Annotated in this window: 17 protein-coding genes; 5 read left to right on the top strand and 12 right to left on the bottom strand. The window is 53.1% G+C overall.

The annotated features are described in order from the left end of the window. Window positions 1-21 precede the first annotated feature (21 nt). A complete protein-coding gene (locus LBW89_RS03470) occupies window positions 22-1,008 on the bottom strand; it encodes a polysaccharide deacetylase family protein (protein WP_225038479.1) in 987 nt (328 codons plus the stop codon). Between the two features lie 399 nt (window positions 1,009-1,407). On the opposite strand from LBW89_RS03470, the gene LBW89_RS03465 reads away from it, so the two are divergent. Further along, complete coding sequence (locus LBW89_RS03465; RefSeq protein ID WP_148452529.1) at window positions 1,408-2,334, top strand: L-lactate dehydrogenase; 927 nt, start codon at window positions 1,408-1,410, stop codon at window positions 2,332-2,334. An 88-nt stretch (window positions 2,335-2,422) separates the two neighbouring features. Here the strand turns inward: LBW89_RS03465 and LBW89_RS03460 are convergent, their stop codons facing one another. Both LBW89_RS03460 and LBW89_RS03455 read right to left on the bottom strand, forming a co-directional pair. Further along, complete coding sequence (locus tag LBW89_RS03460) at window positions 2,423-3,982, bottom strand: 2-isopropylmalate synthase (protein ID WP_225038478.1); 1,560 nt, start codon at window positions 3,980-3,982, stop codon at window positions 2,423-2,425. A 781-nt stretch (window positions 3,983-4,763) separates the two neighbouring features. Beyond that, window positions 4,764-5,999 carry an MFS transporter gene (locus LBW89_RS03455; protein ID WP_225038477.1) on the bottom strand — a complete coding sequence of 412 codons (1,236 nt, stop codon included), beginning with the start codon at window positions 5,997-5,999 and terminating at the stop codon, window positions 4,764-4,766. Between the two features lie 149 nt (window positions 6,000-6,148). Here LBW89_RS03455 and LBW89_RS03450 point away from each other — a divergent pair, with 149 nt between their 5' ends. The 3 genes from LBW89_RS03450 to xerS all read left to right on the top strand — a co-directional run bounded on the left by LBW89_RS03450 (window position 6,149) and on the right by xerS (window position 8,568). Then, entirely contained in the window at window positions 6,149-6,559 is a 411-nt protein-coding gene (locus LBW89_RS03450; protein ID WP_225038476.1) for a MarR family winged helix-turn-helix transcriptional regulator, read from the top strand. Between the two features lie 211 nt (window positions 6,560-6,770). Further along, window positions 6,771-7,433 (top strand): spermine/spermidine synthase, encoded by a 663-nt coding sequence (locus LBW89_RS03445; protein WP_225038475.1) that lies wholly within the window; start codon window positions 6,771-6,773, stop codon window positions 7,431-7,433. A 40-nt stretch (window positions 7,434-7,473) separates the two neighbouring features. Next, entirely contained in the window at window positions 7,474-8,568 is a 1,095-nt protein-coding gene (gene xerS, locus LBW89_RS03440; RefSeq protein ID WP_225038474.1) for a tyrosine recombinase XerS, read from the top strand. A 56-nt stretch (window positions 8,569-8,624) separates the two neighbouring features. On the opposite strand, the gene mobB is transcribed toward xerS, so the two are convergent. From mobB to LBW89_RS03415, 5 genes are read right to left on the bottom strand one after another with little or no spacing between them, the layout of a single operon-like run. Then, window positions 8,625-9,176 carry a molybdopterin-guanine dinucleotide biosynthesis protein B gene (mobB, locus tag LBW89_RS03435; RefSeq protein WP_225038473.1) on the bottom strand — a complete coding sequence of 184 codons (552 nt, stop codon included), beginning with the start codon at window positions 9,174-9,176 and terminating at the stop codon, window positions 8,625-8,627. Continuing rightward, entirely contained in the window at window positions 9,173-10,444 is a 1,272-nt protein-coding gene (glp, locus tag LBW89_RS03430; protein WP_225038472.1) for a gephyrin-like molybdotransferase Glp, read from the bottom strand. The genes mobB and glp overlap by 4 nt, the downstream gene beginning before the upstream one ends. Further along, window positions 10,432-10,797, bottom strand: a complete 366-nt coding sequence (locus LBW89_RS03425; protein ID WP_148452517.1) for a hypothetical protein — start codon at window positions 10,795-10,797, stop codon at window positions 10,432-10,434. The genes glp and LBW89_RS03425 overlap by 13 nt, the downstream gene beginning before the upstream one ends. A gap of 37 nt (window positions 10,798-10,834) precedes the next feature. Then, on the bottom strand, window positions 10,835-11,767 hold the full coding sequence (locus tag LBW89_RS03420) for a dihydroorotate dehydrogenase (protein WP_225038471.1): 933 nt from the start codon (window positions 11,765-11,767) through the stop codon (window positions 10,835-10,837). Continuing rightward, window positions 11,764-12,459 (bottom strand): dihydroorotate dehydrogenase electron transfer subunit, encoded by a 696-nt coding sequence (locus LBW89_RS03415; protein ID WP_225038470.1) that lies wholly within the window; start codon window positions 12,457-12,459, stop codon window positions 11,764-11,766. Before LBW89_RS03415 ends, LBW89_RS03420 begins: the two co-directional genes overlap by 4 nt. A gap of 160 nt (window positions 12,460-12,619) precedes the next feature. Between LBW89_RS03415 and LBW89_RS03410 the strand changes: the two genes are divergently transcribed. After that, the gene (locus tag LBW89_RS03410; protein ID WP_225038469.1) at window positions 12,620-13,456 is read left to right on the top strand and encodes a polysaccharide deacetylase family protein; all 837 of its coding nucleotides are present in this window, start codon (window positions 12,620-12,622) and stop codon (window positions 13,454-13,456) included. A gap of 57 nt (window positions 13,457-13,513) precedes the next feature. Here the strand turns inward: LBW89_RS03410 and LBW89_RS03405 are convergent, their stop codons facing one another. The 4 genes from LBW89_RS03405 to LBW89_RS03390 form a co-directional block, all read right to left on the bottom strand. After that, complete coding sequence (locus LBW89_RS03405) at window positions 13,514-14,215, bottom strand: 3D domain-containing protein (protein ID WP_148452509.1); 702 nt, start codon at window positions 14,213-14,215, stop codon at window positions 13,514-13,516. Window positions 14,216-14,445: 230 nt separating this feature from the next. Beyond that, a complete protein-coding gene (locus LBW89_RS03400) occupies window positions 14,446-15,168 on the bottom strand; it encodes an amino acid ABC transporter ATP-binding protein (protein WP_225038468.1) in 723 nt (240 codons plus the stop codon). Continuing rightward, window positions 15,155-15,817 (bottom strand): amino acid ABC transporter permease, encoded by a 663-nt coding sequence (locus LBW89_RS03395; RefSeq protein WP_225038467.1) that lies wholly within the window; start codon window positions 15,815-15,817, stop codon window positions 15,155-15,157. Before LBW89_RS03395 ends, LBW89_RS03400 begins: the two co-directional genes overlap by 14 nt. Before the next feature lie 91 nt (window positions 15,818-15,908). Continuing rightward, window positions 15,909-16,754, bottom strand: a complete 846-nt coding sequence (locus LBW89_RS03390) for a transporter substrate-binding domain-containing protein (protein ID WP_148452503.1) — start codon at window positions 16,752-16,754, stop codon at window positions 15,909-15,911. Window positions 16,755-17,118 lie beyond the last annotated feature (364 nt).

Genomic DNA, 17,118 nt, shown 5'->3' with positions numbered 1-17,118 from the left:
TAACATACCTTTAAGGGAGGTTTATAACCGCTTGTCCTTCGAGAAGTTGACGACGATATGCTGGTCCGGTTTGTAAACGGCAAACGCATAGCCTTTCTTTTGCAAAACGGAAATGATTTCAGGCAGCGCTTGAACGGTTTGCGCCTTCTCGTGCATCAAAATAACCTCGGTGTCCCGATGAACCTGCCGTTTGACTTCCTGGATAATCCGGTTCGGTTTGCCGGAATAACTCCAGTCTTTGGAGTCCACCGTCCAATCCCACATTTTGAAACGGGCGGCCGCGATATCGTCGCGGAAGGACTTCCCTATGTAAGGATGGCTTCCATACGGAGCGCGGATCAACCAAGGGGCGGTTCCCGTAATCTTCTCGATCATCTCTTGCTCCCGCTTGTATTCCTTGAGAAATTTAGCCGAGCTACCGCTTTTGTACAACGTGTCTTTGTCATGGGTCATGCTGTGCATCCCGATATAATTCCCGGCCTGAGCCGCGTTTTTGACCGTCTTTTCGTTCCCCGAAAGCTGGTTTCCGATCATAAAAAAAGTGGCATGAATGCCCTTTTCATTTAAAATATCGACGATTTGGTTGGTGTATTTGCTGGGGCCGTCGTCAAACGTCAGATAAACGACTTTCTTGGCCGTCGTCATCTGGGTCTGAACGGCTTGGTTCTGCTGGCTCGGGGCCGGCTTGCCGGGCTGGGACGGAACGGCCGGTTCGTTCGTCTTGGCTTCCTCCCCTTCGTTGATTGACGGGTCGGCAGCTTTCTCCGGATCCGCCTGTTTCCCTGTGCCCGGATCTAAGCCCGGGTCATTGCCTTGCGTTTCTCCAGCTTCCTCCGCCGTTTCCTCAACGGGCTGTGCTTGCCCCCTATCCGTAGTATGGCCATCCAAATACTTGGGAGCCGTTACCGCAACAGCTCCGGAGGATTTGGATTTATGAAGGACGGAACCCGTCGCATACGCGCAAAAAACAAGCGATGTGGATGTCAGGATCAAAGCCGTTATGATCAATGTTCTTAATTTCTTTTTAGGATCTTTTGCGTGTTTGGATGATCTGGTCTGTCTTGCTGCTTCTTCTTCCATTCTCTCTAAGTAGGACATTTCTCTCTCACCAAAGCCTCTCTTTCATTGTTATTAATAGAATAATATAAATAGAGAGGCCATGTCCTTACAATATGGTTACATCCTGGTTAATCCCCCGTTACAATGCCATAAAAAAGGTAAGAATTTTTAATTTCCATGTTTTACTTTAAATTTTCACTGATTCATGTACAATGTAGGGAGTAATAATTACATATCCGTTCGGTTAGTGCGGATTTCTCGGTGCTGGCCCTCCGGACCTGCTGATTAAGGCAGACGTGTTCTACACAATCTAAAGCTTGGACAATATGATTTTAGGGAGATGAATCAATGAAAACTCAACTTCGTTCCAGTAGGGTGGTAATTATTGGGACAGGCGCGGTTGGCGCTACAACCGCCTACACTCTTTTGCTTCGCGAAAGAGTTTCCGAACTCGTCCTGATCGACGCAAATAAAGATAAGGCGCTGGGTGAAGCGCTGGACATGAATCACGGGCTTCCGTTCACCGGAGGGGTTAAGCTCTGGGCCGGCGACTATAGCGATTGCGCGGATGCCGATGTGATTGTGATTGCCGCCGGAGCTTCGCAACGCCCGGGTGAAACGCGGATCGATCTCCTCAAAAGAAATGCGGGAATCTTTGACACGATCATTCAGAACATCGTTAAATACAACGATCACGGGATTATTTTGGTGGCCACGAACCCGGTGGACATTTTGTCTTATGTATCCTTGAAAAAGAGCGGATTCCCTTCCAATCGCGTCATCGGGTCCGGGACTCTGCTTGACAGCGCCCGTTTCCGTTATTTGATCGGACAGAATAAAGGAATCAACCCGCGCAGCATCCACGCGCATATCGTGGGCGAGCACGGCGATTCCGAAGTTCCGTTGTGGAGTCTGGCCAATGTGGCCGGGATCGATCTGGAATTCTCCGATGAGGATCGAGAAGAAATTTTTAACAGCACCAAAAACGCCGCTTATGAGATCATCAACGCCAAGGGGGCGACATCTTACGCCATCGCTCTGGCCCTGGACCGGATTATCGTTTCCATTCTGCAAAACGAAGGCTCCGTCCTCAATGTTTCTACGCTGCTTCAAGATTACAACGGGGTATCCGATGTTTATCTCGGCGTACCGAGCATCGTCGACCGCACCGGCGTACGGGAAGTGTTGGATCTCAAATTGACCGGGCAAGAGCTCGAGAAATTCCAGGCTTCCGCCAACAAGCTGAAATCGGAAATCTCCAAGCTGGAGCTGTAATGCTGTAATTCGGAAGCAAAATAAAATCCCCCGCAGACAGATGCCGCTGTCCCGGGGGATTTTTGTTTGGCTTTGGGTACTGCGCGGATTAGTAGATCACGATATTTCCGTCCCGCTCTTGCCCCGGTTCTTGCTTCGCAAGCTTCCGCCCCGCCATGCGGTTGATCGCTTCAAGGTAGGCTTTGGCGCTGGCTTCCACAATATCCGTACTGATCCCCCGGCCGGAGAAAGTTTCCCCTGCCGCCTTGATTACGACATGCACTTCGGCCTGCGCATCCGTCCCCGGTGTGACGGATTGGATCCGGTAGTCTTCCAGTTCCGCTTCCCACCCCGTAGCTTTGGCCAGGGCGCGATATACGGCGTCCACCGATCCGTTGCCAACGGCGGCCTCGTCGGCGAAAGTTCCGTCCTGTTTCAGAACACGGACCGACGCGGTCGGCAGCGAGCGGTTCCCGTAAATGACCTGAAGACTTTCCAGGGAAAAAAGCTTCGTTTCGTTCGCGATATTCTCATCCATAAGCGCGCGGATATCCTCGGACAGAATGTGCTTCTTTCGGTCGGCCAATGCTTTGAACTTGGCGAAAGCGATGTTCAACTGTTCCTCATTCGGGGAATAGCCGAGATCCGCCAGTTTTTCCTTAAACGCGTGCCGTCCCGAGTGCTTGCCGAGCACCAGTTTGCTGGAGCTGGCCCCGATCGTTTCGGGCGAGATGATTTCGTATGTGCCGCGGTGCTTGAGCATCCCATCCTGATGGATGCCCGATTCATGGGCGAAAGCGTTGGCTCCCACGATCGCTTTATTTCCGGGAACGCTCATTCCGGTATATTTGCTGACCAGCCGGCTCGTATTGTAAATCTCGCTCAGTACGATGCCGGTTTGGGCCCCGTAAAAATCGCTGCGTGTCTCGAGCGCCATAATCACTTCCTCCAGGCAAGTATTTCCGGCTCTCTCCCCGATCCCGTTTATCGTCCCCTCAAATTGGTCGATCCCATTAGCTATCGCCGCGAGCGTGTTAGCGGTAGCCATGCCCAAATCGTCATGGCAGTGCGTGCTGAGCTGTATTTTCTCTATTCCCGGAACGGTCGATTTGATGGTCCTGAACATGGCTCCGAATTGATCCGGAGTCGCGAACCCGACCGTGTCCGGCAGGTTGACGACCGTCGCTCCGGCGGAAATCGCCGTTGCCGTTACCTTGCACAGAAACTCGATTTCGGTTCGGCTGGCATCCTCGGCGGAGAACTCCACCTTGTCGAAAAATTTCCGGCCGTATCGGATCGCGGCCTCCGCCGTCTCCAATACTTTGTCCTGACTCATCCGGAGTTTGTACTCCCGGTGAATCGGCGAAGTGGCGAGAACCAGATGCAGGCAAGGATCCTCCGCTTCTTTCAACGCCTCCACGGCCGCATCGATATCCTTCATGTGGCAGCGTGCCAAACTGAGCAGCGTCGCGCGCTTCACCCGCTTCGCGACTTCCCGGATGCTCTGCAGATCGCCGGGCGATGTAGCGGCAAATCCCGCCTCGATCCGGTCGATACCGAGCCGCTCCAGTTGAAGGGCGATCTCCACCTTCTCTTCCGTCGTCAGGCTGACTCCCGGAGATTGCTCCCCGTCCCGCAGCGTTGTGTCAAATACATAAATTTTCCTCATGCTCTTTTCCCACCTTTTCATAAAATTAAAAAAAACCTCCTTCGTTCCCCGCCAAGCCGATATGGCTTAGCAGGGGCGAAAAAAGGTTCATTTTCACGGTACCACCCTGATTTTGCCTCCGGTGTCCCCACCGTAGGCCTCAGCGGAAAACGCAGGAGTTCAAAACGCCGGCGCTTCCTTGTACGATAACGGGTACAAACCGGCGTTCCCTAGGCAGCGCGCGGGAGGCAAACGAACTGTCGGATCGTTCCAACCACCGCGGTCTGATTCGAAAAACACGGCTCCAAGGCGAGTCGGTCACGGGATTAAGGCGGCGATTTCAGCATGCTCGCCGCTCTCTGGACATAAGCGCCCGTAAGACCTTGCTCCTTTTCACAGCCATTGTTCATATAAAACTAAAAAACCCCTTTCATCCCGTACGTATCAACGTACAATGGGACGAAAGGGGTTGTTCTTCCGTGGTACCACCCAAATTCACCGTGCATCCGGTTGAAGCGAAAGCACAGTCTCGACGCCAAACGTTATCTTGATCGCTTGGCGAGCATGTTAACGGGTGCTAATCCCGGTTGTCCTTATGAATGATGTTCGGGACAACGGCTCCAAGGCGAGTCGGCACTCGGGATTAAGACGGCGATTTCAGCATGTTCGCCGTTCTCTGGACATAAGAGCCCGTATGGCCTGCTCCTTTTCATTGCCTTTCAATCTGAAACTTGGTGTTATTATATGCCAATATTTAAAAATTAGTCAAATCTTTTTTTGGATTCGTTATTAGCCGGGGTTATCAGTGTTCGGCTCCAACCTCATCCACATGGCTTACATGACGGCGATTGGCAAGAATTAAAATGACGGAGAGCAGTACGAATCCGGCTCCCACTATAAAAGGAATATGCGGGTTATACCATTCGGCCAGCTTACCCGCCAAGAACGGGGCGATCGCGCCGCCAAGAAAACGCAAAAAACTATAGGCGGCAGAGGCCGTCGATCTCTCCACCGGCGAAGCGTTCATCACTCCCGCGGTAATCAAGGTGTTGTTGTTCCCGAGCAGGGCTCCGGCAAAGATCACGCAGGCGATGACAACCCATCGGGTTTCGGTCCAAATCCCCATGGCCAGCAGGGTTAGCGCAAACAGGAACAGCATAAGTCCCATCGAGCGGACGGTTCCGAATCTGCGCTGCAGCCGTGGAGCCATGAATACGGAAGTGAAAGCCAAAAGAACACCCCAGCCCAGAAATACGTAACCCAACCCGTGCTCGTCCAGTCCCATTACAAATGGAGCGTAGGCCATCAGTGTAAAGAATCCGAAATTATATAAGCAGGCGGTGAGGCCGAATATGACCAACGAACGGTGTTTTAAGGCGCGAAACGGCTCCAAAGGCGAGGTTCGGGATGTTCCTTTGGGGGCCGTTTCCGATTTGGGCATTAGCGTAACCAGGCCGATAAAGGCGATGATCATCAATGAAGCTACGCCCAAAAAAGGACCTCTCCAAGTGATGGCGCCCAGCCATCCGCCGAGCAGCGGACCGACGGAAATACCCAGACCCACGGCTGCTTCATATAAGATGACCGCCTGTGTCGTCCCGGTTTTGGACAAGGACACGATGGCCGAAAGCGCCGTGGCTACGAACAGGGCGTTACCCAGCCCCCATCCGCCTCTAAGACCGATAATGGTCCAGATTTGATCGGACAAGCCGCCGAGTGCGGCGAATATCGCGATCACGATAATGCCGGCGAGGAGCGTCCGCTTCATGCCGAGCCTGGAAGAAAGCGTCCCCGTAATCAGCATCGCAACCGCCATGACGGCGTTATAGCTTGTAAACAGCAGCGTGACCTGACTCTGAGACGCGTGCAGGTTTTCCGCGATCGCAGGCAATATCGGATCCACCAGCCCGATTCCCATGAAGGCGATGATTCCGGCAAAAAACACGGCCCATACGGCACGCGGTTGATTCAAAATTCCGTTCTTCTCACGGAGTGAACTCGATCCCGGATTCGGTTCCGTGTATACTTGATTTGTCATGCTTTTCTCTCCTTACTTAATGAACGAAATGAATCCTAATTTTCGTTCCGAATTATTTAGTTGTATAATGAAAGTACATTATTGTATTATACAACTACATGAACTAGTGTCAATATTTTTAAAAATTTAAGTGAATTGGGGTATTTATCATGATCGAACAAGCTTTAGAAACCATCGAGGTTGAGCTTGCCATCTTGTATCGGCGAATAACGAACCGGAAACACGGAAATTTGGACCGATCCGCTTATTTGCTGCTTCATCAAATTCATGCCAACGGCGCCGCCGGCGTCAAGGCCCTCGCCGACGAGTTCCGGCTGGACGTCTCCACCGTAAGCAGGCAAACCGCGGCTTTGGAGAAAAAAGGGTACGTTATCCGGATTCCCGACCCGGCGGACGGGCGCGCTTATTCTCTGCAAATCTCCGAATTGGGCAAACAGGAACTGGCCGCCTCCAAAAAGTCCCGCACCGAACGCATCGGCCGTCTGATCCGGGATTGGTCTGAGGAAGAGAAAGAGATATTCGGCCGACTTCTTGCCAGGCTGAATCGGACGTTTGACTGATTTTCCCTTTTTCCTTGAATTTTGGGTATAGGGAGAGACGAATGGTGAATTTTGAGGTTTGTGGCAGGGGACGTGTTTGTTGGTTTCTATTGTGAATTTTTCATATGTTGTAATTTTAATAATAATTGCATTTATTTGACAACCTCGCTGTTGTCCTCTATATTCGAGTTGAATGAATCATGCGGAAATATCGGTTGACGGAGGTGTTTTCATGAACGACTATGATGTTCCTGTCGAGGTCATCGAACGGGCCGAAACGCTGTGCGGGGAGATCCAGCTTCAGCGGCGGGGAAAGCATTTCGAGGTGATCAGCAATGGAACCTTCCTGATGGCCACGTACAACGGAGAGTCGGAAAGGCTATTGGTTCGAAGCGCCCTGAACCATGCCGAATCCTGCGAGTCCGTTCTCATCGGCGGCTTGGGCGTGGGATTTTCCCTGCAGGAGGCCTTGAAGCATGAGCGCGTTCGGACGGTGACCGTTGTGGAAATTGAACAGAAGGTCATTGAGTGGAACCGTTCCGTTCTCGCCCCGGTGTCCGGCCATGCCCTGTCCCACCCGAAAACAAAACTGATTCACGACGATTTGGTCAAATGGCTCTTCCAAACGGATGAAACATTCGATCTGATCTGTCTGGATATCGACAATGGTCCGGATTGGAAAGTTTTTGACGCTAACGGAACGTTATACGATGATACCGGGTTGGCCCGGCTTCGGAGCCGGCTCAAACCGGGGGGATGTCTGACATTTTGGAGCGCTACGCCTTCTCCGGAGTTCGTCGTCCGGCTGGAGCGTTTTTACGGGAATGTCCAAACTTTTGAGGTGCCGCAGCAAAGCGGAGTCCCCGATTACATATTTCTGATTCAAAACGGATGATGAGCTGCCGGACGGATGAACGGTTTCATGGAGGTGTAACATGATGATTCAAAAAACGATCGATCGGAAAAAACTCGACGAACGGGTCGTGCACATGCCCTGGTTCGTTCAACAATTTATCGACTACAAGCTGCCGGACCTCTCCCCCTCTACCCTTCTGGAATATGTTCGCGATTACGAGCAGTTCTTCAATTGGCTCCGGGCCGAGGGGCTTTCGGAAGCGGGCAGCAACGCGGAAGTTACGCTGTTGGAGCTGGAACGCCTGAGGATGGAGAGCATTGTCGGCTACCGGATTCACCTGACGACCCGGACCGAAGGGACCAACGCCAGGATCACCGTTTCCCGGAAGATGTCTTCCCTCCGTTCGCTGTTCCATTACTTGAGCCAAATCGCCGAGGATGAGAACTTCTATCCCCTGCTGAAGCGAAATATCATGGCGAAGGTGGAAATCAAACGAATTCACAAACCCAAGGACACCGCCGCCAAGTTAAAGGGGAAAATTCTGGAGGAAGACGAGCTGCTGGAGTTCATCGGCTATATCGCGGAAGGATACGGAGCGGACATTCAAAACAATAAGCAGGCGCTGCACAGCTACGAGCAGAACAAGGAACGCGACGCTTGCATCGCCAGTCTGATCCTTAATTCGGGACTGCGGGTTTCGGAGGTGGTCAACCTGAACCTCGACGATCTCGATCTTGCGAACAAGCTGCTTTACGTATACCGTAAAGGGAACAACGACGAAACATTCAAAACTCCCGTCTATTTCCGCGAGCAGTCCAAGGACGATCTGACTCACTATCTGACGCTCCGGCAAACCCGGTACAAGACGCCGAAACGGGAAAATGCCCTCTTCGTCACGATCCCGAACGGGCAGAAAGAAGGCAAGCGGATGACGAAGCGGGCGATACAAGCGATGATCATCAAATACGCCAAGCGATTCGGCAAGCCTTATTTGACGGTTCACAAGCTGCGCCATTCTTTTGCCACGGACTATTATCTGCAGAACGACATTTACAAAACAAAAGAACAGCTCGGGCATGCTTCAACGGAGACGACCGAGGTTTACGCCCATCTGACCGACAAAACGATGTCCGAAGCGATCGAACGCCGCAACGAGGCCTCTACCGGTTCGTGAAGAACGGCGCCGATGCAACAAAAGGTGGTCCAAGAATGCTCTTGGCCCACCTTTTGTTATTCCGCGGGATTTCCCTCGTAGGTTTCGATAAACCGGGCTATCTCCTCTATGTTCTCAGCATGAAACACCGGTATATCGTATTTCCGGCGAATGCGAGTCATCACGATGCTGTCCGGTTCCCCCGCAAGACCGCGGGATCGACTCTCGGCCGTACGAAAAACGACGCCGATCACTTGGGTGAGCGAATCCAGCAGACCGAGGTCCTCCTCTATATCGCGAACGAGCAGCAGCTTGGGGTACGGCTCGCGTTTAAAACCCTCGATTACGATCAGATCATAATGATGGAACCGCTCGATCAACGCGATCAGCGGAGTCTCCCTCTCCTCGACGACGGCGGTCCGCCAGGGGGACGTGATCGCGGTTGCCTCCGCACCGGAGGTGCGAAAGGCATGGGTGTCGGTGCCCGGCATATCGCCTTCAAAACCGTGAACATCATGTTTGATGACCGCCGCGCGAATCCCCTTCTCCCGCAGCAGCGGCAGCAGCCGGCTGATCAGCGTGGTCTTTCCGCTGTTTTTGTAACCGGCGACCTGGAGGACGGGGATCATCGCGCCCCCGGCAGACGCAGCACGCTAACCGTTTCTCCGGCCTGAACGCCTCTGCTGGACGGGGGAATGACGATCAAGCAATCACTGTCTTTGATCGTGATCATCACGCTGGATTCATCCAGCGCAGCGGGATAAGCGAACAGACGCCCGTCCCGGACTTCGAGCCGTCCCCGCACAAAACGGGTAAAGTTGTTGACCTTCGTGTAGTCCCGTCCCAATTCCGCCTCCCATTCGGGAAGAAACGGCTGGTCGGTGCCGAGCATCCGGCCGATGACGGGCCGAACGAACAGCTCGAAGCCGACGAAACAGGCCCCCGGGTTGCCCGACAAGGCGAACAAATGCTTGCCTTCCTTAATTGCGGCGGTCGTCACACTTCCCGGACGCATCATCACCTTATTGAACAGCATTTCAACGTCATCGCCCCGGACCAAGTCGGCCATAATGTCAAAATCGCCGACCGAAACCCCGCCGGTCGTGATTACAAGATCGTATAAGGCGAACGCCTCCTGTACTTTCCGCCGGGCCGTCGCCAAATCATCGGCGATCGCTTCCAGGATATGCGGCTCTCCGCCTGCTTCCCGGACCTGGGTCGCCAGCATATACGTATTGCTGTTGCGGATTCGGCCGTCCTGCAGCGGTTCGTCGATCCCGAGCAGCTCCGAGCCCGTGGAGAAGATCGCTACGCGCGGACGCTTTGCCACCGGGACGCGGTACACCCCAAAGGTGGCCAGCACCGAAATCTCCCCCGCCGAAATGCGCCGTCCCCGCGCAAGAATCAGATCCCCGGCCGCCAGCTCCAGCCCCACCGGGGTGACATTGCTTCCCGGCGCGATTTCCCGTTTCAGCATGATAAAGTCCTTCCCTTGGTCGGCCCCGGACTCCGTCATTTCAAACATGACGACGGCGTCGGCCTCATCCGGCACTTTTGCCCCGGTCATAATCCGGGCCGCCGTCCCGGGCACGAGCGATACGGAGGGGAGACTTCCGCAAGGGATTTCATCGACCACTTCCAGATACACGGGCCTCTCCGAGGTGCAGCCAACCGTATCCCCGCTGCGGATCGCAAAGCCGTCCATTCCCGACCTGCGAAAGTGCGGATAAGGATGCGGAGCAGAAATATCTTCGGCGAGTACCCGGCCCTGCGCGTCGGGCAACGGCACCCACTCGGTTTCCGCGGTCTTGGCGAAAGCCAAAACCTTCTCCTGCCCCTCTTGAACCGAGATCGCCCGGCGCCGGAACTTATCTTCTCTCTCGCTTAATGCTGACATGGATTAATGCCCCCTTCCTTATGGTGTCGCGCGCTACTTATAAACTCATCCATCAATTCTTCCGTTCGCTGAGTGATTCGTCCGATTTCCTCGCGGGTCAGCCCGTCATAATGAATGCCCATCACAAGGGTTACCGTACGCGATAACTCGGCTGCAGCGCGCTTGGCAAGGCTTTCCGTCAGGACGTGCTCTTTGTGGCCCGGGACGGCCGAAGTCTGTACCTCGGCCCCTCCGGCGGCCGGATAGGCGGTGGAAGCCGCGCCGATATGGGCCTCCCCTCCAGTGATCATGATCAGGAGGTCTCGTCCCATCGGCACGCTCTCCAACCGAATATCCGCAAAATTGTAATTCATCCGCGAAGCTCCCTTCATCAACATACCTGGCTCTATTTTATAGGATTCCGCGGATTTCGTCCAAAGAAGAGATACCTTCTTCTCGCATCAACCGTTCCAGGTCCTCGATCAGCTCGACTCCGGCGCGCGGGTTCACGAAATTATGGGTCCCCACCTGAATCGTCTCCGCCCCGGCCATTATGAATTCCAAAATATCTTCCGCGCTGCTGATGCCGCCCATTCCCATTATCGGAATGCTCACGGCCCGGCTGACCTGATGGACCATGCGGAGCGCGATGGGCTTGATCGCCGGGCCGGACAGCCCGGCATACAAATTTTCAAAAACACTGCGGCGCTTCCGGATATCGATCTTCATCGCCGAGAACGTATTGACGAGGGAAACGCCGTCCGCCCCTTCCTCCTCGCACATTTCCGCCATCTCTACGATATTCTCCGCGTTCGGCGACAGCTTGACCACCAGCGGCAACGACGTGGCGGCCCGGATTTCCCTCACGACTTCCCTTGCGGTTTCCGTCTGGATTCCATAAGCCATCCCTCCGGCCTTCACATTGGGACAAGAGATGTTGAGCTCAATCATATCAAAAGCCGTTCGCTGCTCCTGTGCGCGCTCCCAGGCCGCTTCCTGAAGCAGCCTGGCCCCCTCCACATAGTCCTGGATCGTGTTCCCGCCCAAATTGACGATGCGCACGAGATCCAGCTTTTCCCATCGAGGACATTCGTCTCTCAAAAACACGGGGATGCCCGGATTTTCCAAGCCTACGCTGTTCAGTATGCCGGACGGCGTCTCATAAACGCGCAGCCCGCTGTTGCCCGGTTTGGGTTGAAGCGTCAACCCTTTTCCCGAAATTCCGCCCAACCGGCTCAGTTCATAGAAGGCGCCATACTCGCTGCCGAACCCGAAGGTTCCCGAAGCCATCACGATCGGGTTTTTAAACGGAAGACCGGCGATTCGGCAAGTGGTATCGATCATGCGAAGACCACCTCCTCCGCACGAAATACCGGACCGTCCGTACACGCTTTCTTTCGTTTGTCCCGGCACTCCACACTGCAGACCAGACATGCGCCAACCCCGCAGGCCATCCGGTTCTCCAGGGATACATAAACGTCGGCTTCCGTTCCCGATGTCCGCTGACGCAGCTGGGCGGCTTTCAGCATGTTATGCGGTCCGCAGACGTAAATCGTGTCATATTCGCCGAAATCGATTTGATCCAAGATGATTCCCCCGACGTCCACAACCACATTCCCCGTCGTTTTGGCGCGAAAATCGTCCACAAGATAGGCCTCCCTGCTAAAACCCAAATACAGATCGGCATCCGTTATCTGCTGCAGGGCGTAGTAAAATGGAGCCGTTCCGATCCCTCCGCCGACCATGGCCGTTTTCCCCGCAGGATCGGGAAATCCGTTGCCAAGCGGACCTTCCAGCTCTACCGAGTCGCCTTGGCGCAGAGCGGAGAAAATCCGTGTCCCCTCTCCGACAACCGCATACAGAAACTCCACACTTTGCTCCGTCAAGTTAAAAATGCTAAGAGGCCTGGGCAGCAGCGGATACCGCCCCCAGGCTCGCAGCATGTAGAATTGCCCCATTTTTCCTTCAAACCGGCCGCCTACGGTCAAGCGGTAGACTCCGGCGGCAACCTGTTCGTTCGCCAAAACTTCAGGCAAGGCTCTCTCCCCCTTCAAATGCGTCTTTCAATTATGTGCGCTTCATTTTAAGATGCATTTTTTGAGGCGTCAGAGTCTGTGACATTTGTCACGCTGAATACGGATGGGAATTTTAGGGCATACCAAACTTGACCGATGTTCTGACGAAGGAGGCCTTTTTATGTTCAGAATGATCAAACTGATGGGGGTCGCTTGCGGAATTGCGGCCGTATTGCTGCATGGCTCCCCCGCCGCTGCTTGCGGAGCTCCGAGGCAAGCCGCAGCGGTAGGAAACTTTCATATGACAGCCATGGCTGAGCCTGTTCAGGAGGCTCCCGAATCCGTTGAAACCTCCGCCAAACCGAAGAACCTGGCGGAACTGCGCCGCCAATACTCGGAAACCTTTAAATTTCGCGGACCTAACGTCAAAAAAATCGCTTTGACGTTTGATGATGTTCCCGATCCCCGGTTTACGCCCCGGATTTTGGACATCTTGCACCGCTATGATGTGAAATCGACCTTCTTTGCCGTGGGACACCGGGTTAAGAAATACCCTGATCTGGTCCAGCGAATCCATCGGGAAGGCCACGTTCTCGGTAATCATTCCTTCACTCATCCGCAGTTCCGCAGCCGGTCGGTGAAACAATTTCAACAAGAAATATTGCGTACCGAAAAAACACTTAGCGGAATCATCGGCTACCGTCCCAAGCTTCTTCGTCCGCCCTATGGCGAAATCAATGAGGGGCAGGTGAAATGGGCCAAGAAAAACGGGTATACGATCGTCAACTGGAACGTAGATTCTTTGGATTGGAAAGGCATTGACCGCACCAAAGTCAAGGCCAATGTTCTGAATGCCGCAGGCCCCGGATCCATCGTACTGTTTCACGCCGGCGGGGGAACCGGATCCGATTTGACCGGTACGATCGAGGCTCTGCCGGAAATCATTGAAACCCTTAGAGACCGGGGATACCAGTTCGTCACCCTCCCTGAACTGCTCAATCTCCCGAAATACAAATAAACGCAAAAACGAAGAAACAGCGGACCTTATCGGCTTCCGCTGTTTCTTCGTTTTTGCCTATTTTAAAATATATAAAGTAACGTCTTGAAATCCGAACGATTCGACTTCACTAGGTTTGCCGGGGATAAAAATATCGATGCGATTGCCCTTGATCGCTCCGCCTTGATCCGAGGCGGTCGCCACGAAGGCTTTTTTCGGCAGGTTCGCATGAGTGTGTCCCGTCACCAGTACTTTGGTTCCCATCGGGATCACCTTCGGATCGACCGCGATCGTCCCGAGCTGCAGCGGATTCCCGAAATAATCGACCGCTCCCCAGTTTCCGTTCTCTTCAGCCGCAGCCGAATAGGCGCTCGCTTTAACGTCCAGCGTCCTGGAGTAATTAAAGGATTTGCCCCAGGCCTCGACCACTTTATCGCTCTCAGCGATCTTAAGCGTGGGAAGCGCTTGTTCCAAGTTCCCTTTTACACTCATGGAGCTTCCGGTCTGCTGGGATTCAGCCTCACTTCCAGGAATGAGGATCTCCAGGCCCTCATAAATGTTTGTAGCCGAAATCGACGGATTGGCGGCCACCAGTTGGTTCAGATCCACCCCGTATTCCTGGGCAAGCTGATAAAAGGTGTCCCCCTCCTTCGCCTTATGTATGGCGCTCGCTTCCGCCATTCCCGGAGCGGCTTGCAGGGTCCCGGCAAGTCCGATTGCGATGGCGGCGGTTCCGATGATTTTTTTCCATTGAAGCCTATGTCTAAGATATTTATTCATGTTGAAGTCCTCCTTGAACACGCCTGTGGCGATAGTCAACCTGTCATGCCAGGTTTTGGCCCATTCAATATATCACAATTTTGTAACCAAAAGACCAAGCAATTGTTTCCAAGATGTGATAATCCGCGCCATATCGCCGTTTTTTCATGATGTATTCATGACAAAAAAGTAAAAAAACTGCCCTCCGTTCGTGCGGGAAGGCAGTCTCATGATTTTATATTGTACAAGATTTACAACACTTTGCTCAAGAAATCCTGGGTGCGCTGATGCTTCGGCGCGCCGAACACTTCCTGCGGAGTGCCTTGTTCCACGATCTGTCCCTGGTCCATGAAGACGATCCGGTCGCCCACTTCGCGGGCGAAGCCCATTTCGTGCGTGACGATAACCATGGTCATGCCCTTGTCGGCGAGCTTCTTCATGACGTCCAGCACTTCCCCGACCATTTCCGGATCGAGCGCGGAGGTAGGTTCGTCGAACAGCATGACGTGCGGTTCCATAGCCAGGGCCCGGGCAATGGCTATGCGCTGTTTCTGTCCGCCGGATAGTTGGGAAGGGTACGCATTGAGTTTGTCCTCCAGTCCGACCGTTCGCAGCAGCTCCACCGCCAGCGATACCGCGCGGGCTTTCTCCATCTTCTTCACCCGGATCGGAGCCAATGTAATATTGTCGATGACCGACTTATGCGGGAAGAGATTGAACTGCTGAAACACCATGCCCATCTTTTCACGGGTTTGGTTAATGTTGTGCCCCCTGGCGGTAATGGATTTGCCTTCAAACGTGATTTCGCCTTCGGTCGGCTCCTCCAGCCGGTTCAGACAGCGGAGAAACGTACTTTTGCCGGAGCCGCTCGGCCCGATGACGACGACGACCTCTCCCTGGGAAATTTCAAGATCAATGCCCTTCAAAATATGAAGCTGACCGAATTTTTTATGCAAATTTTTAACGGTGATCACTGGCTTTCAACTTCCTTTCGAACAACCCAAGAATGCGGGAAAGTGTAAATGTCAAAATAAAGTACATCACCGCGACGATCAGATACGGCGTCATTCCGTTATAGGTAATTCCCACAACGGCGCCGGATTGGAACATCAGCTCCGTAATCCCGATAAACGATACGATCGAGGACTCCTTGATGATGGTGACGAACTCGTTCCCGATCGCGGGAAGTACCGATTTGATCGCCTGCGGGATGATGATGAAGCGCATCGACATCCCCCGGGTCATCCCCAAAGAACGCGCCGCCTCCCCCTGTCCCCGGTCCACGCCCTGGATCCCGGCCCGGAAAATCTCGGCCAGATAAGCGGAACTGTTGATGGACAGCGTAATCGCTCCCGACTGGATCGGAGAAAAATTCAAGTCGAACGCGTTGGCTAAGCCGTAATGGATAATAAAAAGTTGGACAAGCATCGGCGTACCGCGCAAAAACTCAACCCAGGCATGCCCGATAAACCGGAGAATCCCCCAAGGGGCCATCCGCAAAAGCGTGATGATAAGGCCTAATATAAATCCGAACAGAACGCCGAGAGCCGCCAGCAGCAGGGTATATTGCAACCCGGTAAAGAAATAGCTGCGGTACTCCCAAAATATTGTGAAAAACTCCATGTTCCCATCATTCCTCCTATTTTACCTCAATCCTTCACAAAAAAACAGAAAATAGCGAAGGGATCCGCTATTTTCTGCATTCGATCCGCGCTTACTTCTTCTCGGCGAGCGCGCTTGCTTCGGCCACGAACTTGTCGATCGAACCGTCTTTGATCAGCCGGTCCAGCGTCGCGTTCACCTGGTCAAGCATTTCCTTGTTGCCCTTTTTGACACCGATAACGTAGCCTTCGTCATCCGTTACAGGCTTGGCATCCGTAATGCTGATGCCTTCGACGTTTTTGACAAAGGAGCCGGCGACCGGACCTTCAAGGATGGCGACGTCCACCCGTCCCGATTTGAGCTGCATGACGATATCGGAAATTTTGTTCAGAGAAGTCAACTTGGCGCCCGGCACGGTCTTCGCGATTCCTTCCTGGATCGAGCTCTTTTGCACCCCGATCTTCGTCCCTTCCAGGGATTCCATCGTAGCGTACTTATCTTTGTTCTCCGTCAAAGAGACGACCGATTGTTCCGCTTTGTAATAAATCTGCGACAAATCGACTTGTTTGGCACGCTCCGGAGTCGGGCTGAGGCCGGAAATGACCAGATCAACGCGGCCGCTTTCCAGTTCATTGAGCAGGGAGTCGAAAATCATGTCTTTGATTTCCAGCTCGGCTCCAAGGTCTTTGGCGATCTCTTTGGCGATGTCTACATCGAAACCGACGATTTCGTCCTCCCCTTTTTCGTTCTTGATATGAAACTCATAAGGAGGGAAATCCGCGCTCATCCCTATGATCAGCTTTTTGGCATTTCCGGTGTCCGCGGTTCCCTGATTGGCTTCCGCCGCGTTGCCTTGTTTTGCGGGCGCATTCCCCGTCCCGGCGTTCTTATTCTGTCCGCATGCGGCAAGTACGCTCACCATCATGAGTGCTACAATTAAAATACCCCATTTTCTCATCTGTCTCTCTCCCGTCGGTAAAATAAATGTTTCATCGAATCGTTTCAATGGGCTAATTATAAATCAATATGTATATATATGCAAAGCTAATTTTGTCCTTTTCATGAATGTTTCAAGAAAAACCGCATAAAATAAGGGATTTTCGTTTCAATTATGTAACATCGGTCAATTTAGCGGGCATTATCCTTACGATCCTGTCGCCCCATCCAAACTAATATGACTCATCCGCATCAAAAATATACAGCCGCATTCACCGATTGACTCATCCATTCATACAAGGGTAAAGGTTGGGAATAATGGTTCATGTCAGGCCCCAATTGGTTATTAATTAGCTGAAAACCCCGATTTAACCCAAGCCATGATT

This window comes from Paenibacillus sp. alder61, from assembly GCF_020179875.1.
GTDB lineage: Bacteria > Bacillota > Bacilli > Paenibacillales > Paenibacillaceae > Fontibacillus > Fontibacillus faecis.
The sequence above is the reverse complement of the archived record's forward strand: the minus strand, read 5'-3'. Positions and strand labels throughout refer to the sequence as shown.

Bases quoted from the DNA above. Each gene is read 5' to 3' on its own strand.
- LBW89_RS03465 (WP_148452529.1), top strand. From the start codon at position 1,408: ATGAAAACTCAACTTCGTTCCAGTAGGGTGGTAATTATTGGGACAGGC.
- LBW89_RS03460 (WP_225038478.1), bottom strand. From the start codon at position 3,982: ATGAGGAAAATTTATGTATTTGACACAACGCTGCGGGACGGGGAGCAA.
- LBW89_RS03455 (WP_225038477.1), bottom strand. From the start codon at position 5,999: ATGACAAATCAAGTATACACGGAACCGAATCCGGGATCGAGTTCACTC.
- LBW89_RS03450 (WP_225038476.1), top strand. From the start codon at position 6,149: ATGATCGAACAAGCTTTAGAAACCATCGAGGTTGAGCTTGCCATCTTG.
- LBW89_RS03445 (WP_225038475.1), top strand. From the start codon at position 6,771: ATGAACGACTATGATGTTCCTGTCGAGGTCATCGAACGGGCCGAAACG.
- xerS (WP_225038474.1), top strand. From the start codon at position 7,474: ATGATGATTCAAAAAACGATCGATCGGAAAAAACTCGACGAACGGGTC.
- mobB (WP_225038473.1), bottom strand. From the start codon at position 9,176: ATGATCCCCGTCCTCCAGGTCGCCGGTTACAAAAACAGCGGAAAGACC.
- glp (WP_225038472.1), bottom strand. From the start codon at position 10,444: ATGTCAGCATTAAGCGAGAGAGAAGATAAGTTCCGGCGCCGGGCGATC.
- LBW89_RS03425 (WP_148452517.1), bottom strand. From the start codon at position 10,797: ATGAATTACAATTTTGCGGATATTCGGTTGGAGAGCGTGCCGATGGGA.
- LBW89_RS03420 (WP_225038471.1), bottom strand. From the start codon at position 11,767: ATGATCGATACCACTTGCCGAATCGCCGGTCTTCCGTTTAAAAACCCG.
- LBW89_RS03410 (WP_225038469.1), top strand. From the start codon at position 12,620: ATGTTCAGAATGATCAAACTGATGGGGGTCGCTTGCGGAATTGCGGCC.
- LBW89_RS03405 (WP_148452509.1), bottom strand. From the start codon at position 14,215: ATGAATAAATATCTTAGACATAGGCTTCAATGGAAAAAAATCATCGGA.
- LBW89_RS03395 (WP_225038467.1), bottom strand. From the start codon at position 15,817: ATGGAGTTTTTCACAATATTTTGGGAGTACCGCAGCTATTTCTTTACC.
- LBW89_RS03390 (WP_148452503.1), bottom strand. From the start codon at position 16,754: ATGAGAAAATGGGGTATTTTAATTGTAGCACTCATGATGGTGAGCGTA.